The sequence below is a fragment of the Sphingomonas sp. genome, assembly GCF_030145815.1.
Taxonomy (GTDB): domain Bacteria; phylum Pseudomonadota; class Alphaproteobacteria; order Sphingomonadales; family Sphingomonadaceae; genus Sphingomonas.
This window is the reverse complement of record NZ_JAIXHL010000032.1, coordinates 16,588-33,119: the sequence shown is the minus strand read 5'-3', so window position 1 is coordinate 33,119 and position 16,532 is coordinate 16,588. Positions and strand designations below refer to the sequence as shown.

The window sequence follows — 16,532 nt, the reverse complement described above, 5'->3', positions numbered from 1 at the left end:
CGGGCAACTGCACCGTCATCAAACCCGCATCCCAGACGCCGCTCACCTTGCTGATGTTCGCCGAGCTCACCGCCGACATCCTGCCGCCCGGCGTGCTCAATGTCGTTACCGGCCCGGGACGGACCGTCGGCCAGGCGATCGCCGCCAATCCGCGCATCGCCAAGGTCTCGTTCACCGGCGAGACCGTCACCGGCAAGCAGATCATGCATGCGGCCGCCGACCATCTGATCCCCCAGACTATGGAGCTTGGCGGCAAGTCGCCGAACATCTTCATGGCGGACGTGCTCGACGACGACGATGCCTTCTTCGACAAGGCGCTCGAAGGCTTTACTTTGTTCGCGTTCAACAAGGGCGAGGTCTGCACCTGCCCGTCGCGTGCGCTGATCCATGAGTCGATCTTCGACCGCTTCATCGAGCGCGCCGTGGCGCGCGTCGCCGCGATCCGCCAGGGCGATCCGCTCGACCCCTCGGTCCAGGTCGGCGCGCAGGCGTCGGAGGACCAGCTCCACAAGATCCTGGGCTATATCGATATCGGCAAGGCCGAGGGCGCGCAGTGTCTGGTCGGTGGCGCCAGGGCGCTGCCGGGCGGTGCGCTCGACCAGGGCTATTTCGTGCAGCCGACGGTGTTCGTGGGTCAGAACCACATGCGCATCTTCCAGGAGGAGATCTTCGGTCCCGTCCTGTCGGTCACCACCTTCAAGACGGTCGAGGAGGCGATCGCACTTGCCAACGACACCGCCTACGGTCTTGGCGCGGGCGTCTGGACCCGGAGCGGCAACACCGCCTACCGGCTCGGCCGCGCGATCGAGGCCGGGCGGGTCTGGACCAACTGCTATCATCAGTACCCCGCCCATGCCGCCTTCGGCGGATACAAGGCGTCGGGCTTCGGGCGTGAAAATCACCGGATGATGCTCGACCATTATCAGCAGACCAAGAACCTGCTCGTCTCCTATGACGAGCACGCGCTCGGCCTGTTCTGACCCCTCGCTCAAAGGAGAAACGGACATGGCGAAAACCATGAAGGCGGCGGTCGTCCGCGAATTCGGCAAGCCCCTGGTCATCGAGGAGGCGCCGATCCCGGCGGTCGGCCCCGGGCAGATCCTGGTCAAGATTGCGGCAACCGGCGTGTGCCATACCGACCTGCACGCGGCAGAAGGAGACTGGCCGGTCAAGCCCAACCCGCCCTTCATTCCTGGCCATGAAGGCGTCGGGCATGTCGCCGCCGTCGGTGCAGGCGTCACCCATGTGAAGGAAGGCGACCGGGTCGGTGTGCCCTGGCTCTACACCGCCTGCGGGCACTGCGTGCATTGCCTGGGTGGCTGGGAGACGCTTTGCCACGAACAGCAGAACACCGGCTATTCGGTCAATGGCAGCTTTGCCGAATATGTCCTCGCCGATCCCAACTATGTTGGTCACCTTCCCGACAATGTCGACTTCCTCGACATTGCGCCGATCCTCTGCGCGGGCGTCACCGTCTACAAGGGATTGAAGGCCACCGAGGCCCGACCCGGCGAGTGGGTGGTCGTCTCCGGCATTGGCGGGCTCGGCCACATGGCGGTGCAATATGCCCGAGCCATGGGTCTCAATGTGGCCGCGGTCGACATCGACGATAGCAAGCTCGACCTCGCTACACGCCTTGGCGCCACACTGACGGTCAACGCGCGCAACGAGGACCCTTCGGCAGCGCTCAAGAAAGCCATTGGCGGCGCGCACGGGGCGCTGGTGACCGCCGTTTCGCCCAAGGCGTTCCAGCAGGCGCTCGGCATGGTCCGGCGCGGCGGCACGGTCGCGCTCAACGGCCTGCCGCCGGGCGACTTCCCGTTGTCGATCTTCGACACCGTGCTGAACGGCATTACCGTGCGCGGCTCGATCGTTGGCACGCGGCTCGATCTGCTCGAGGCACTGGCGTTCGCCGGCGAGGGCAAGGTCAAGGCCACGGTCCATGCGGACAGGCTCGAGAACATCAACGACGTCTTCTCCCGCATGCATCATGGCGACATCGAGGGCCGGATCGTCCTCGACCTCGCCTGAAGCCGACTTCGCGAAAGTACAGTTCATGTCTCCCTTACATATCCGGCCGATCGCGCGGCGCCGTTTCGTCCAGGGGCTGGCGATCGGCGGCGCGGTCGCCGGTTTCGCCCCGGCGCTTCTCGCGCGATCCGCACCAACCTTGCCCGCTGAGCTGAGCGGGACCGAGTTCGACCTCGAGATCGCCGAGCTGCCGGTCAACTTCACCGGCAAACGCCGTATCGCGACCGCCGTGAACGGCAGCGTGCCCGCGCCGGTCCTGCGCCTGCGCGAAGGCGACACGGTCACGCTGCGCGTACGCAACGGCCTCAAGGAGATGTCGAGCATCCATTGGCACGGCATCATCGTGCCGGCGGAGATGGACGGCGTGCCCGGCATCAGCTTTGCCGGCATCGCGCCGGGCGAGACCTTCACCTATCGCTTCGAGGTCCGCCAGAGCGGAACCTACTGGTATCACGCTCACACGCTCGCCGAGCAGACGGGACTCTATGGAGCGATCATCGTGGAGCCAAAACAGGTGCCGACGGCGCGGGCGCCCGATCGCGACTATTGCATCGTGCTCAGCGACTGGTCGGACGAGCCGCCGTTGCAGATCTTCCTCAATCTCAAGAAGCAGAGCAGCTACTATAATTTTGCGCAGCCGACCGCCGGCGATTTCCTCAAGGATGTCGGCACCATGGGCTTGGGCAAGGCGCTCGAGCGGCGGCGGATGTGGAACAGCTCGCGGATGAACCCGACCGACTACAGCGATGTCTCTGCCGCGACCTACACCTATCTGATGAACGGCGCGCCGCCCGCCGGCAACTGGACCGGTATCGCCGCGCCCGGCGAGCGCGTGCGCCTGCGCTTCGTCGGCGCGGGGACGGCGACGTTCTTCGACGTGCGGATCCCCGGGGTCGAGCTGACGGTCGTATCGACCGACGGGCAGCCGGTCGAGCCGGTCACGGTCGAGGAATTCCGGATCGGCCCGGGCGAGACCTACGACGTCGAGTTCACCATGCCCGAGGGCGGCGCCCGCACCATCTTCGCGCAGGCGATCGATCGGAGCGGCTATGCGCGTGGCACGATCGCACCGGCCCCGGGCATGGCGGCAGCCGTGCCGCCGCTCGATGCCCGGACCTGGCTCGAGCCGGTCGACATGATGGGCGCGATGGCGACGATGGGCGCAATGGGAGGCGACGCGCATGCCGGGCACGGCATGACCGAGATGCCGGCCAGGGCACGGCACGCCCGCACCGAATATGGCGCCAATACCGACATGCGCGTCGACTATCCGCGCACCAATCTCGACGATCCCGGCGCCGGGCTGCGCGGGCGCGGCTGGCGCGTGCTGACGCTGGCCGATCTGCGCACGCCGGGCGGCGATCCCGACCCGCGCGAGCCCGAGCGCGACATCGAGCTGCATCTGACGGGCAATATGGAACGGTTCATCTGGTCGCTCGACGGCATCAAGCTCAACGATTCCAGGCCGCTTCATTTCAAGCCAAACGAGCGGCTGCGCGTCACCTTCGTCAACGACACGATGATGGCGCATCCGATGCATCTGCACGGCATGTGGAGCGATGTCGAAGGCCCGGACGGCGCCTTCCAGGTCCGCAAGCATACGGTCGTGGTCCAGCCCGCCCAGCGGGTGAGCTTCCGCGTCACCGCCGACGCCATGGGCCGATGGGCCTTCCACTGCCATCTGCTCTATCACATGGCGGCCGGCATGTTCCGGGAGGTGGTGGTCGCATGATCCGGATTTTCCCCTCGCGCGGCATCGCTCTTGGCGCTGCCCTCTTCCTGGCGCCGGCGATCACGGCTCCCGCCCTCGCGCAGGATGCCTCGCCCCCGTCGCCCGCCGCCACCCCTGCCCAAACGGCCACTCCCGCTCAGCACACCCCTTCCGCGCAAGGCTCTCAGGACCATGCGGGCATGGACATGCCGGGCATGGATATGACCGACACGAAGGCGTCCGGTAACGGCGCCACGATGGACATGGGCTCGATGCAGGGTGGCAAGGCCCCGCCGGACGCGCGCAACTCGGACGATTATGCCGACGGCTATCGCAACTCGACGCTGCCGGGCTATGAGATGGCCGACAAGCTCTCGATCCCCAAGATACTTGTCGATGAGCTCGAATTCGCCAGCGGCAACGAGGGTCAGGGCGTGGGTTGGACCGTGCTCGTCACCAAGGGTCAGGACAATGACAAGCTCTGGCTGCGCAGCCAGGGCCTCAAGAACTCCCGCGACCAACGTCTCGATCCGGAGAGCAGCGTCGAGGCGCTGTGGTGGCACAGCAAGAACCCGTTCTGGGGCACGCTGCTCGGGGTCAGGCAGGATCTCGGCAAGGGTGCGACCACCTGGCTGGCCGCCGGCGTCGAGGGACTGGCGCCCTATTGGTTCGACGTCCAGCTCACCGGCTATGTAGGAACCGATGGGCGTCTCGCGGCGCGCGCCAAGGCGTCCTATGAGGTCTTGTTCACCAATCGGTTGATCCTTACGCCGCAGGTGGAGACCAATATCTATTCGAAGCGGTCGAGCGATCGGCAGCTCGGCAGCGGCTTCAGCAATGTCGAGCTGAGCGGACGGTTGCGCTACGAGGTGTCGCGCAAGTTCGCGCCCTATATCGGCTTCGTCTGGGAGCGCGCATTTGACGGCACGGCCGATTTCCGTCGCCTGCGCGGGGAAGGGCCTTCCGAACACAGGCTGGTGATCGGCTTGCGCGCCTGGTGGTGATCCGCGGATGGCCACTCGAGGGGTCGACCGCGAACGCGCCGCGTGACAAGGCTGGATCGCAAGCCAACGGTCGCTGGCCGGCCTCCTTTTTCGTCTTGTTGCTCGCGGCGGCTGCGGCGTCGGCGGGACAGACGGCCATTCTCGCCTTCCTTCCGGCACTGGTCGACCCGGCTCGTGGCGCGCTATCGTCAAGCGCTCATGATTTTCATGTCGCGAGCCTGACCGCGGTCCATCCCCTGGCAGCCTTGCTGGCGGCGCCGCTCTGGGGCTGGATCGCGGACCGGGTCGACTATCGGGCGATGTTGCGCGCAGCGCTGGTCATCCTCGCCCTGGTGACCGCGCCGATCGGCCTCGTCGGGCTGCCTGAGCTTTATGCATTGCGCCTGGTGGCGGGGATGGCGTCGGCCGCCATCATACCGTTGGGCTTGCTCTGCGCGAGCTTTGCCGCAAACGAGCGCGCGGACCAGGCGCGGCGCTTCACCTGGCTGACCGCCTTCTTGTTTCTGGGCGATCTCGCCGGTCCGCTGGTGGCGGAGGTCTCGGCCGCGATCCTGCCCCGCGCTCCCCTCATGATCCTCGCTTTCGGCATCGGTGCCGTCGGGGCGGCGCTTTGCGCCGTGCGTCTGCCGCGCTGGTGTGCACCTTGCATCGATGGCGGAGACCTGCCCGCGCCGACGCTCGGCGCGACGCTGATCCTGCTTTTCGTCACGATCGTCGCGGGCGGCGGGCTGGCGGCGATGCATGTCAATCTCCTGGTGACGCGGAGCGTCATTTCGCTGAGCCGCGAAGAGATCGCCTGGATGCTCAGTCTCTGCGGATTGGGCATGCTGGCAGCACAGATCTTCCATGCGAGGCTCGATTGGCTGGTGACCATGCCGAGGCGGCTTGCGGGGCTGACGCTCGGCCTGCTGGCTGCGGCGCTCTTCCTGTTCCCTGTCGCCGCGAGCATGGCCGAACTCAGTGGGATCATCGTTGCTGCCGGCTGGAGCTCGGCAACCCTTCGATTGGTCACCAGCTTCTGGATCAGCGGTGCGGCAGCCCCTTCGGGTCTGAAGCTCGGTCTCCAGCATTCCGCCGCCAGCATCGGGCAGGCGCTCGCGCCGCTGGCGATCGCCGTCGTCGCTCCCGGGGCGCAGCACTTAGTCTTGTGGGGGATTGGTGGTCTGTCGCTGGCGCTGCTTGTGTCCTTGCCGCTCGCCTGGAGGCCGCGCGCCATCGTGAAATCTTCAGCGTGATGAGGGGTAGGGGGCATCAATGCGTATAGATCATTAGGAACCCTATCGCATGCTTCCGGGAGCCGTTCATGAAGACCCGTCTTTCTGCCGCCTTGCTGTTCCTCGCCCTGCCCGGCGCAGCGCTTGCGGCGAATGATGTCGTCGTCCACCGGGACCCGGGTTGTGGATGCTGTGAGAAGTGGGCCCAGGCGCTTCGCGCGAAGCTGGGCCGCACGGTCGTCATGCGCGACGATGCGTCGCGCGGGGCGCTTCAGCGGAGGGCCGGCATGCCGGGCACGCTGGCATCCTGCCACAGCGCGATGGTTGATGGCTATCTGATCGAGGGCCATGTCCCGGTCGCCGATATCAAGCGCCTGCTGGCAACCCGTCCCGTAGGCGTCAGAGGCATTGCGGTGGCGGGGATGCCGATCGGCTCGGAGGGCATGGAAGTGGCAGGCGCCGCCCGCCAACCCTATGCGGTGGTGTCGTTCGGCAGTTCGGGCCAGAAGGTCTTCGCGCGGCATTGATCACGCACGCCTCGGCTCTCGCTGGTGATTTCCTGTTTGAATGACTGGGACTTGCTCGCCCCCACCTGTATAGTCATTTGATGCATGCTCCCGCTCGCCCCCATAGCCGCGCATCCGCTCCCCGGACGAAAGCTGCTTCTGTGGGCGAACCCGCGGTCGACGCTGCCGGTGCGGAGAAGCAACCTCGCTATGTGGCGATCAAAGACAGCATTTTCGAGGACATCCGGGAAGGTCGCCTGAAGCCCGGCGACCAGACGCCGTCAGAGGCCGAGCTCGTCGAGACGTTCAAAGTCTCGCGCATGACCGCAAACCGGGCGTTGCGGGAACTGCAATCGGCCGGTGTCGTGGTACGGCGGGCGGGGCGGGGCAGCTTTGTCGCCGAGCCCCGGCCGATCGGGCAGCTGATCGAGATCCGCAACATCGCGGAGGAGGTGCGCGGCAGGGGCCACGCCTATCGCGCGCGCGTCATTTATAATATCGAGATACGGGCTGATGCGGAAAGGGCAGCTCTGCTGGAAGTCGGCTTGGGCACGCGCCTCTTCCATTCGCTTATCGTCCATCACGAGACCGAATTCCCAATTCAGGTCGAGGAGCGCTTTGTGCTGGCATCTGCTGCGCCACGCTACGGAGAGAGGGATTTCAGCGCCTCGACGCCGAATGAATATCTGACACGTGTTGCCCCGCTCGAGCGAGTAGAGCACCGGGTGTGCGCGGCGATGCCGGATACAGCCATGCGAACAATGCTGGGCCTCGCTGAAGGAGAACCAGTGCTAATGATGACGCGCAGAACCTGGAGTCGCGGACGTCTCGTATCGCACGCTTGGCTCACGCACCCGGGCAATCGGTTCGAGCTATCGGCGGCTTTTTCTGTTGGGACCTAGCGATCAGCCCGCGCCCAACTTGACGGCCGATTTGAGCCTGCGCCGCAACCATCGCACGTCGGCGCGACTGAAGCTCTTAAACAGCAGGTAGAAGCCCGTCCCCGACAGCCACAAAGTACCGAACGCAACGAAGACGATCAGCGGGTGATTGAAGCTGGTGCGGTTCACATAGTCCATATTGTGGAGCATCCAGAAGAAATCCCAGGTGCGCCATGTGTCGCCGCGCATGACCAGGAATCGGCCGGTGTCGGCGGAGATGTAGGCGCTGCTGTTCTCTGCGTCCGCGAAATCCAGTCGCCACATGGTGCCTTCGTGCTCGCGCGCTTCCACATTCGGTTCGGCGAGCAACGTTGCCTTGCGGATCGGTGCTTCATTCACCATCGTCGCGACGTCGCGCGCGACCTGCTCGTCGACCCGAACCGGGGCGCCGCTCGTCGCGTCGATTAGCCGCGTGCCCGTGGTGGATCGAAGCTCGTAGACGGGGCGTGTGGCAAGGGACCGCAAGGCGATGCCGAGCACGGGACCATCAAGAGCGAGCTTTGCCGGCGCAATATAGTCACCGGCAGGTAGGGCGTGCTGATGGCTGGCCTGCGCACTGTGTCCGCCGACCTTCTCCTGATCGAGCAAGGCCATCATCGAGCCGCTCAGAGCCCAAAGGAGAAACTGCACGCCCAGGATCAGGCCGACCCATTTGTGGATGCGCCGAAAAAAGAGCGGGGTGAACCGGATTTTCTTCATGCCTTCTTCTTCCTGCGCCGCGGGAACGACCAAAGCAGCAGCCAAGCCCCGGCCAGCGCCATGGCAAGGGCACTCCAGGTCGCCACGCGCAGCAGCGGATTGTTGACGTCGGAGCGATCGTCATAGTCCATGATGTGCAGCATCCACGCGAAATCGAACACGCGCCACAGCGCATGGCGGCGCGAGATCAGCTCACCGGTCTGCGGAGAGAGATACAGGGTTGGCCGGTTCCAGGCATCGAATTCGACCTGCCAATAGGGAGGCTTGCGCGCCTGCATTTCCAGTGGCGCCGTCGTCAGCAGCCGGGCTGCGACGATGTCCCCGGTGCCGCTGTAGATGCGCCGAGCGGCGGCGCGGATTTGTGCCTCGCTCAAATCGGGGATGGGCTGTCCCGAACCTGCATCGAAGAGTCTTGGACCACCCGGGGTTTGCGCGCGCCAGACGGGCTGATCCATGAACCGTTGCAGGCGGATCTCGGACGCGTCGGGAGCCGATTGAACAATCCGCGCCGGCGGGACGAAGCTCGCAAGGTCGATGGGGGCGACGACCGGTGGGCGGACCAGATCGTCGCCATGGATGATGTCGATATGGACGGCCACCATATAGAAGCCGGTCAGCGTCCAGAGCAGAACCTGGACGCCGACGATCAGGGCCAGCCACTTGTGCGTCCGGCGGATGACCAAAGGCCAGCGAATTGCCATGTGCTGCCCTTCAGAACGCGGTTCGGAAGCCGGCGTAGAAGCGCCGTCCGAGCAGATCATAGGTCATCGTGTCGGTGTTGGCATCGGTGAAGCTCTGGATATAGGGCGCCTTGCGGTCGAACAGATTATCGGCCCCGATCTGGAAACGTGTCTTCTCGTCGATCGCGAAGGCAAGCTGAAGATTGTGGTAGAAGACGTTCGGCGTGCGGTAGCCGATGTCGCCGGCCGATGCGTTGAAGTCGGTCGCCTTGCCGATCCATTGTGTCGACCAGGTCGCGCTGATGCCGTCCTTTTCCGCCGTCAGCACGCCATAACCACGCCATTTCGGATAGCCGCCATTGCCGCCCCCGATAAACCCGTCGAAATAGATCGGCGCGCCGCCGGGGAAGGGGTTTACGACATATTTGTTGAGATAGGTCATGTTGAGATCCAAGGAGATCTTCACCTCGCCCACCGCACCACTGTACACCAGACCCAGATCGAGACCATTCATCTCCTCGCGGCCGGTGTTGATGGGCTGGGCGGAGAGGTAAGTGACCTCGCCGGTCAGCGCGCTGCGCGTAAAGTCGCTGCAGAACGGGTGCGACAGGTTCTGGCTCGCATAGCAGACTGCGAGCTTGGTCGAGCCGGGAATGGCCCGGATCGCGTCCTTGATCTTGATGTCGAACCAGTCTGCCGTCAGCGACAACCCTGGGATGATGCCGCGCGGCGATATCACCGTACCAACGGTCCAGGTCGTGGAGCTTTCGGGCCGAAGGCTCTGGTTACCGCCCACTGTGGTGAGGATCGTGGTGCCGAGCTGCGTATAGTTGGCCGGCACACCGGACGCCTGACAATTGGCGATCAAGGTCACGTTGCCGCTGGAGGTGTAGCGCGAGCAGGGATCGGTCGTGGTCAGATTGCCCTCCGAGACGCCGCCGAAAAGCTCCGGCACGTTGGGAATGCGAAAGCCCGTCCCATAAGTGCCGCGCAGACGGATGCTGTCATTGACTACCCAGTCGGCACTGAGCTTGTAATTCCAGTCGCTCCCGAAGAGATTATAGTCTGAGTAGCGGACTGCGCCATCGAGCGTGAGCGCCTTGGCGAAAGCTGTGTTGGCAAGCACCGGCACCGATAGCTCGAGATAGGCTTCCTTGGCGGTGCTCGAGCCCGAAATAGGATCCTGCTGATTGACGTTCGCCACGCCGAGCACCGTCAACGGGTCGGGATCGCGCCAGCCTTTTTCGCGCCGATAGACCACGCCGGTGGCGAAGGACACCGCGCCGGCTGGAAGGGAGAAGAGATCGCCGTTGAGGTCAGCCGTGACCGTGCCGAGTTCGTTGCCTCCGCGATCGCGCGAGGTGAACAGAATATAATCCAGAACCTGAGGTGTCAGGTCTCCGAACCCAAGATAGTCACCGCAGGGGATGGCCGCGCCCGCCGTGCTGGAGCATTTGCTCCTGTCGAGCGTGTTCGCGACGCGCTCGAGATTGGCGATGTTGGTCGAGCCGTCGACGGCCGTGTTACGCCCGAAGCTGCCCGCGACTTCCCAGGCCCAGTCGTTCGCCAGCTTGCCGCGCAGCCCGAAGGTGCCTTGCCAGGTATCGGTCTCCTGGAAGAAGTGGCGCGCGCCGGGTTCGGCGAGGCGGCGCTGGGCCAGGACCAGGTTCTGGCCGGTCGGATTGGTCGGATTGCTGGCCGGTATCGAGAGATTGCGCAGCGTGCCGGGTGTCGCGATCTGATTCGACTTGCGGAACGTATAGAGGAACTCGCCGAACGCCTGGATACCGTCGGTCAGCGCATAGTCCGCGAAGAAGGCCGTGCTGACGCGCTCGACTGGGCTGACCGCATTGAGAAACGGGTTCGAGTTGAAGTTGTGCTTGGCGGGACTGTAAGGCTCGTAGAAGTTCCCGTTCCCTCCGGGTACCTGGTTGAAGTTGATCTGTTGGCCGTTGGGCAGCACCGCGCGTCCGCCGATCGTCGAGGCGCTGTTGACGCAGCTCAGCGAGCCCGGCGTCGTTTCAGCGAGCGAGCAGGGCGCACGCGAGGCCATGTTGACGGCGCTGGTCTTCTGGTAGGTGACTGCTGCCATGAACCCGCCACGATCGTTGCGAATGCCCCAAAGTAGGTCCGCGGTGAGATCGGAGCCGTCGCCGCGCTCGGTAATGCCTTGTCGGACGCTGAGACCCAGGCCTTTATAATCGGTGCGCGTGACAAGGTTGACCACGCCGGCCATGGCATCGGCCCCGTAGATAGCGGACGCGCCATCCTTGAGGACATCGGTGCGTGCCAGCGCCACGACCGGGATCATGTTGAGATCGGGTGAGGAATTGGCGCCGGTGCCGCCCGCGACGAGGCGTCGGCCGTTGAGGAGCACGAGTGTGCGCTTGATGCCGAGGCCGCGCAGATTGACCTGAGCAGTGCCATAACCGTTGTTGGTCCAGTAGGCCGATGTCTGGTTGCCCGCGAAGCCGGCATTGGCCGGCAAACGCTGCAAGGCGGTTTCGATATTGACGATGCCGGTATTTTGGATCTGCTCGGCGGTGACCACGGTGGCCGGTCCAACCCCGGCCAGATCCTGCCGACGGATTCGTGAGCCGGTAACGACGATGTCGCTGTCATCCCCCAGGACTTGTGCTTTTGGCTGCGGTGTCGGATCGGCCTGAGCGAGAGCCGGCGCGGCGTAGCCCGCGACGATGGCGGCGCTGCCGAGCAGGGCCATCCTGATGGTCATGTGCAATCCCCCTGACGTTTTAGAACAGCCACAGACAACGTCAGTTGTATATACAGGTCAACAGTATTTTTCCTGTTTTTCCAATACCTTATTCTCGTGAAATTTAGATATAGATATAGCTATAATACGCACGCCAGACGTCGAACCCTCATGACTGAAGAGATATTTTTGCGAGCGCCCATTTGCAAAGCTGCTGAGATAGGAGATAGAATATCATATCTTAATGCAGCCTCGCACGCTTCGATTTGATGATCGGGACATTTGGCCGGCAAGAATGCGAAGCGGCATGATCACATGTTATTGGTGTCGGCGTGATATACCTAGGTATAGCGCTAGAGATGCTCCGGGAACATTAGTCCTTTGCTGAGCTTGCACGCGCCAGGGAAAGTAATACCGATGCGGACCGCATTTGATCCTCGTTTCCTGGATGTGTCGCGCCTTCTTCCGGATTGAGCCGCAGGTTCGCCTTTTGAGGCAGATGAAACGACTCCTGACGAAACGTCGTGCGACGAGTCCGGCGACCTGAGATCGTCGCGCAGCCACTGGGTCACTTGGCGATGATCCAATCCGGTTCGGCAGTGGCGGCGCAGTCCTCGAACGTCGATCGCATCCGCGGAGCCGACGGGCCGGCTTGTGCATGAGCCGCCCTGATTTTGCCGCTGGGCAGTACGGCAGGTTGCGAAAAATGCTTGCTGTGTCCCGGTCGGCGCGCGGGCGTGCAGCTCGCGCCTCGCACGATCACACGCGCAGCAGTCGCCCCACCGCCCGCATGATCGTCGCCCGGCGCGCCGCGTGCTCGGCAGCGTCGCGTGCAGCTCCGGTCATGCACCAGAGCTGGGTGAGGGCGGCGACAAGCCGGACGACATCCAGGGGCGTGAAGTCGGCGACGATCCGCCCCTCGGCCTGCGCCGCTGCGATCCCGTCCAGCTTCTCCCCGAGAAGGACCTCGCGACACGATTGCAGAGGCACCACACGGGCAATCGCTTGGTACCATCGCAAGAGAGGAAAACCCTCGCGGTCGCCAATCAAGGGTGCGCAGACCTTCGCAGTCTGCGTGCCCTTGATGTGGCAGCGCGCCGCCCAGCCACGCGCGTCATGAACGGGAGCGGCCTTCTGCGAAACCCAACGCTCCGCCGCATTTTCTATAAGCTCTCGCTCGAATTGCTGCGCGCCGCCTTCTTCTTCCTGCGATTGGGCTTGAAGAATGACGAGTGTTTGTGCGCGCGTCTCAATAGGCGAGGCACACGGCTTCCGGTCGCCGCCGCCGTTCTTTGTCACAATGGCAAACGGCTACGGCCGGCGACCCTGATCGATCCGGCGTGCGAGCACGTCGGCAAGGATGACTTCGTGTGGATCAAAATGTCCCAGCCCAGCGAAACAGAACTTGCCGACATCGCCGGGAATTACGGCCTTCACCCGCTTGCCATGGAAGGTGCCGACAACGGCCACCAGATTTCGAAGCTCGACGATCACATGCTCAGGGTTGAGAGCGCCATCACCGGCATCCGCGACATCCTGATCTCGGTGTTCGAGGCGAGTCACCTGCTCGAACAGCAGCGCCAAGGTGCGATCACCCGTTAGCTTGCCGCCCGGGCTGCGATCCTCGCGGTGCCTACCGCGATTGCCGGAATCTACGGCATGAATTTCGAGAATATGCCCGAACTGAAGACGCAATGGGGATATTTCGTCATCCTCGGCGTCATCGCTGCGGTCTGCATTGGGCTCTACATCCGGTTCAAACGTAGCCACTGGCTTTGACGGCGCAGATCGGCTTTCCACATCGCGCCGGGCTGAGGCTGCCGGGGGCCGGCCGCCATAACTCAATGCTTTCGCAGAACCTCGGCGCGGTGCCGGTCCAACGCATCGAGCAAAGCCCTGCCGATCAAAGGCTTTGCGAGAACGTGATCGAAGCCCGCCTCGGCGGCCCGCCAGGCCAGCAGCGTGTCGTGAAAGCCTGAGATCATGATGGCGCGTCCCGACCATCCGATCTCGCGAAGGTGACGCAGCATCGCGATTCCGTCGATGTCGGGCATGCGATAGTCGAGGATGACGCAGTCTGCCTCCTTCGCGCGGGGGTCGGCCAACAGCGCGTGGCCGGTCGTATATCCCCACACGGCATAGCCGCGCGATCTCAGCAGCAGCTGGAGGCCACGCCGCACGCCGGGATCGTCGTCGGAGACGAGGATGGTGTATCTGCCATCATGCTGAGTGGAACGGACCGATGGCATTGCGAGAAGCGGACACCCGTGTGACGATTGCACCATCGATCGCATATCGCGCCTCGTCCCGTCGCTACGTAGAGGTCGCAGTCACTTCGGCTTGCGGCCCATGCCCGCGGCAAAGGCGATCCTCAACGCCTCAGAGAGATTGCGGACCTCGAGCTTGGCCATGAGGCTGGCGCGGTGAACCTCGACCGTCCGGGATGAGCAACCCAGATCATAGGCGATCGTCTTGTTGGGCAAGCCGTTCGCCAATCCTTCCAGCACTTCCTGCTCGCGGGGGGTCAAGGCAGCAACCCGCACCTCGGCTTCCGACGATTCCAGCGCGCGAAGGTCGACATCGTCGAGACGAGCGAAAGCGCGCCTCACGGCCTCGAGCAGGGCAGCCTTCTCGAAGGGCTTTTCGAGAAAGTCAATCGCGCCGCCTTTCATAGCCTGCACAGCTACCGACACATCGCCGTGGCCGGTCAGGACGATGACCGGCATGTTGATCCCACGCGCAGCCATAGTGGTCTGGACTTGGAGACCGTCCATTTCAGGCATCCGCACATCCAAGATAACGCAGCCTACTTCAGCGGACTTCGCTGTCCTGAGAAATTCCACTCCGGAGGTGTAGGCGATGACATCATAGCCCGCGGTTTTGAGCGCGAAGCTTGCCGCCTTGCGGATGCTCTCCTCGTCGTCGACCAGATGAATGATGCGTCTATCCCCCATGTTCCTCCTCCGCCCGCGCGTGGATCAGCGTGAAGTGAAAGCACGTGCCGCCTCGGTCGGAGCGCTCCATCCAGATGCGGCCGCCATGTGCTTCGATGATCGTCCGGCAGATCGAGAGGCCAAGGCCCATGCCGTCGGCCTTCGTCGATGTGAACGCCATGAACAGTTGTTCGCGAATTTCTTCCGCGATCCCGGGGCCGGTATCCTCCACCGTAACCTCGACAAGGCCGTCGGCACGCAAACTCGTCGCGACTTTGAGGTCGCGGATCGATGATTCTGCCATGGCCTCAACGGCGTTGCGCATCAGGTTTACGAGCACCTGCTGGATCTGCACCCTGTCGATGAGGACCGGCGTGGCTGCGGGGTCGATTGCGAAGAAGCTACGGATGCCCCGCTCGCGCGCGCCGACCAGCGCCAGTTGGCTTGCCTCGGTGATGACTTGCGGCAGGTCGTGCAAACTCTTGTCGACCTCACCGCGTGCGACGAAGTCGCGGAGGCGCCGGACGATGTGGCCAGCGCGCAGCGTCTCCTGAGCGGCATCGTCCATTACGGACCGAAGAGAGACGAATGGCTCATCATCCTGGACAGCGAGCATGTCCCGAATGGTTTCGAGATAGAGCGCCACTGCGGCGAGCGGCTGATTGAGTTCATGAGCAAGCGTGGAGGCCATCGTACCCATCGCGCTCAACCGCGAGACATGAACCAACTCCGCTTGCAGTTCCTTGAGCCTGAGCTCATCCTGCTCCTTGGCGGTGAGATCCCGGATGAACCCTGTGAAAAGCCGCTGGCCCTCTTCACCGGCCTCGCCGACCGACAACTGCATCGGGAAGGTCGAGCCGTCGCGGCGCTGACCCACAACGACGCGGCCCAGACCGATGATCCGGCGCTCGCCCGTCTGCAGATAATGCGCGATGTATTCGTCGTGCCGGTCGCGGTCGGGCTGAGGCATAAGACAGGAGACATTTTGCCCGACGAGCTCGGCTTCCGAATAGCCGAACATGCGCTGGGCAGCAGCGCTGAACGAGGTGATGACGCCGGCCTCGTCGATTATTATCATAGCATCAGGTACGGTCGCCAGGATCGATTGCAGATGCTGCTCGCGCGTTTCGTTTGAAGCCCGGACCGCCGCCTCGTCGGTGACATCCCGGCTGATGCAGGCAAAGCCTCGATGGGCGTCGTCTTCGAACAGCGCAGTGATGGTCAATCGCGCAAGGTATTCCGAGCCGTTCTCGCGGACTCGCCAGGCTTCACGCTCCAGAGTGCCTTCGCGCAGAGCGGCGTCCAAGTCGGCGCGGGGCCGTCCTGCCGTTATCTCGTCTGGCGGGTAGAACAGGTCGTGGGGCTGTCCCAGAACGCGATCGAGCGGCCAGCATTCGGCACGCTCGCCTTCTTCATTATAGCTCAGCACGATCCCGGAAGGATCGAGCAGCGTCAGGACGTGGCCGCCAGCCTGTCGCAGGAACAGCGGCGCAAGCCGCGCTACGTCGCTTGCAATCTCGTCCGCCCCGCGCCTCGTGTCGACCATCGGCCGGCTCACATACCTGGCCGGGCGCACGTATCCGGGCGTAGCCCGACCGTGCCACTCAGCGCCGCGCGAGTATGGCCTTCATCTCGTCGATTTCCTGCCGCTGCGAGCGCTTGATCGATTCGCAAAGCCGGATGACTTCCGGATCGCTGAGCTTTGCTTCCTGGCACATCAGGATCGCCCCGGAATGGTGCGGGATCATCGAGCGCAGAAAGGCCGTGTCGCCGATCGTGGTCTGGGTGCGGATGAGTGCAAAGCTGCCGAAGAAGGCGACCAGCGACGCGGCGATCAGCGCGATGTTGGCGGCCTTCGACGCGAACATGTGCCGCATGGCGAGGATCATCAGCACCACCATCGGTGCGACCATCATCAGCGTCATGTAGAGCATGTTGAGGTTGTTGTAGAAGCTGTCGAGCCTGTCGATCATGACGAACATCACCAGATACATGATGACGCCGCTGATGACGGTCTGAACGGCAAGGCTCCAATAGGCGCCCATCTTCCGGGTGTTCATGTGGGACGAATGGTCCATGGCGTATCTCCTTCGCTCGGCG

At 63.8% G+C, this 16,532-nt stretch carries 17 protein-coding genes; 9 read left to right on the top strand and 8 right to left on the bottom strand.

Annotation, left to right across the window (positions count from 1 at the left end; genetic code table 11):
- The 7 genes from KYX69_RS20390 to hutC all read left to right on the top strand — a co-directional run.
- Positions 1-980, top strand: a 980-nt coding sequence (locus KYX69_RS20390; protein ID WP_300500901.1) for an aldehyde dehydrogenase family protein, incomplete at its 5' end; no start/stop codon positions are given.
- A 25-nt stretch (positions 981-1,005) separates the two neighbouring features.
- Positions 1,006-2,031 (top strand): alcohol dehydrogenase AdhP, encoded by a 1,026-nt coding sequence (gene adhP, locus KYX69_RS20385; protein WP_037569599.1) that lies wholly within the window; start codon positions 1,006-1,008, stop codon positions 2,029-2,031.
- 25 nt (positions 2,032-2,056) lie between these two features.
- Positions 2,057-3,763: a copper resistance system multicopper oxidase gene (locus KYX69_RS20380; protein ID WP_015449263.1), complete on the top strand. Its 1,707-nt coding sequence runs from the start codon at positions 2,057-2,059 to the stop codon at positions 3,761-3,763.
- Entirely contained in the window at positions 3,760-4,746 is a 987-nt protein-coding gene (locus KYX69_RS20375; protein WP_206431505.1) for a copper resistance protein B, read from the top strand. The genes KYX69_RS20380 and KYX69_RS20375 overlap by 4 nt, the downstream gene beginning before the upstream one ends.
- Entirely contained in the window at positions 4,740-5,981 is a 1,242-nt protein-coding gene (locus tag KYX69_RS20370) for an MFS transporter (RefSeq protein ID WP_015449261.1), read from the top strand. Before KYX69_RS20375 ends, KYX69_RS20370 begins: the two co-directional genes overlap by 7 nt.
- A gap of 68 nt (positions 5,982-6,049) precedes the next feature.
- Positions 6,050-6,487: a DUF411 domain-containing protein gene (locus KYX69_RS20365; protein WP_004213035.1), complete on the top strand. Its 438-nt coding sequence runs from the start codon at positions 6,050-6,052 to the stop codon at positions 6,485-6,487.
- A 191-nt stretch (positions 6,488-6,678) separates the two neighbouring features.
- Positions 6,679-7,368, top strand: coding sequence for a histidine utilization repressor (hutC, locus tag KYX69_RS20360; RefSeq protein WP_230588639.1), 690 nt, complete (start codon positions 6,679-6,681; stop codon positions 7,366-7,368).
- A 3-nt stretch (positions 7,369-7,371) separates the two neighbouring features.
- Here the strand turns inward: hutC and KYX69_RS20355 are convergent, their stop codons facing one another.
- From KYX69_RS20355 to KYX69_RS20340, 4 genes are all read right to left on the bottom strand, one after another.
- Positions 7,372-8,106 carry a PepSY domain-containing protein gene (locus KYX69_RS20355; protein WP_367280217.1) on the bottom strand — a complete coding sequence of 245 codons (735 nt, stop codon included), beginning with the start codon at positions 8,104-8,106 and terminating at the stop codon, positions 7,372-7,374.
- Positions 8,103-8,807: a PepSY domain-containing protein gene (locus KYX69_RS20350; protein ID WP_004213138.1), complete on the bottom strand. Its 705-nt coding sequence runs from the start codon at positions 8,805-8,807 to the stop codon at positions 8,103-8,105. The genes KYX69_RS20355 and KYX69_RS20350 overlap by 4 nt, the downstream gene beginning before the upstream one ends.
- Positions 8,808-8,817: 10 nt before the next feature.
- Complete coding sequence (locus KYX69_RS20345) at positions 8,818-11,520, bottom strand: TonB-dependent receptor (RefSeq protein ID WP_300500885.1); 2,703 nt, start codon at positions 11,518-11,520, stop codon at positions 8,818-8,820.
- A 738-nt stretch (positions 11,521-12,258) separates the two neighbouring features.
- A complete protein-coding gene (locus KYX69_RS20340) occupies positions 12,259-12,519 on the bottom strand; it encodes a hypothetical protein (RefSeq protein ID WP_300500882.1) in 261 nt (86 codons plus the stop codon).
- 96 nt (positions 12,520-12,615) lie between these two features.
- Here KYX69_RS20340 and KYX69_RS20335 point away from each other — a divergent pair, with 96 nt between their 5' ends.
- Positions 12,616-13,101 carry a hypothetical protein gene (locus KYX69_RS20335; RefSeq protein ID WP_016743853.1) on the top strand — a complete coding sequence of 162 codons (486 nt, stop codon included), beginning with the start codon at positions 12,616-12,618 and terminating at the stop codon, positions 13,099-13,101.
- An 18-nt stretch (positions 13,102-13,119) separates the two neighbouring features.
- Complete coding sequence (locus tag KYX69_RS20330) at positions 13,120-13,278, top strand: CorA family divalent cation transporter (protein WP_254908007.1); 159 nt, start codon at positions 13,120-13,122, stop codon at positions 13,276-13,278.
- A gap of 62 nt (positions 13,279-13,340) precedes the next feature.
- Here KYX69_RS20330 and KYX69_RS20325 read toward each other — a convergent pair whose 3' ends face one another.
- From KYX69_RS20325 to KYX69_RS20310, 4 genes are all read right to left on the bottom strand, one after another.
- On the bottom strand, positions 13,341-13,748 hold the full coding sequence (locus KYX69_RS20325; protein ID WP_300500877.1) for a response regulator: 408 nt from the start codon (positions 13,746-13,748) through the stop codon (positions 13,341-13,343).
- A gap of 81 nt (positions 13,749-13,829) precedes the next feature.
- Positions 13,830-14,453, bottom strand: a complete 624-nt coding sequence (locus tag KYX69_RS20320) for a response regulator (protein ID WP_126005619.1) — start codon at positions 14,451-14,453, stop codon at positions 13,830-13,832.
- The gene (locus tag KYX69_RS20315) at positions 14,443-15,978 is read right to left on the bottom strand and encodes a PAS domain-containing sensor histidine kinase (RefSeq protein WP_300500873.1); all 1,536 of its coding nucleotides are present in this window, start codon (positions 15,976-15,978) and stop codon (positions 14,443-14,445) included. The genes KYX69_RS20320 and KYX69_RS20315 overlap by 11 nt, the downstream gene beginning before the upstream one ends.
- Positions 15,979-16,036: 58 nt before the next feature.
- Entirely contained in the window at positions 16,037-16,510 is a 474-nt protein-coding gene (locus KYX69_RS20310) for a DUF305 domain-containing protein (protein ID WP_300500870.1), read from the bottom strand.
- Positions 16,511-16,532 lie beyond the last annotated feature (22 nt).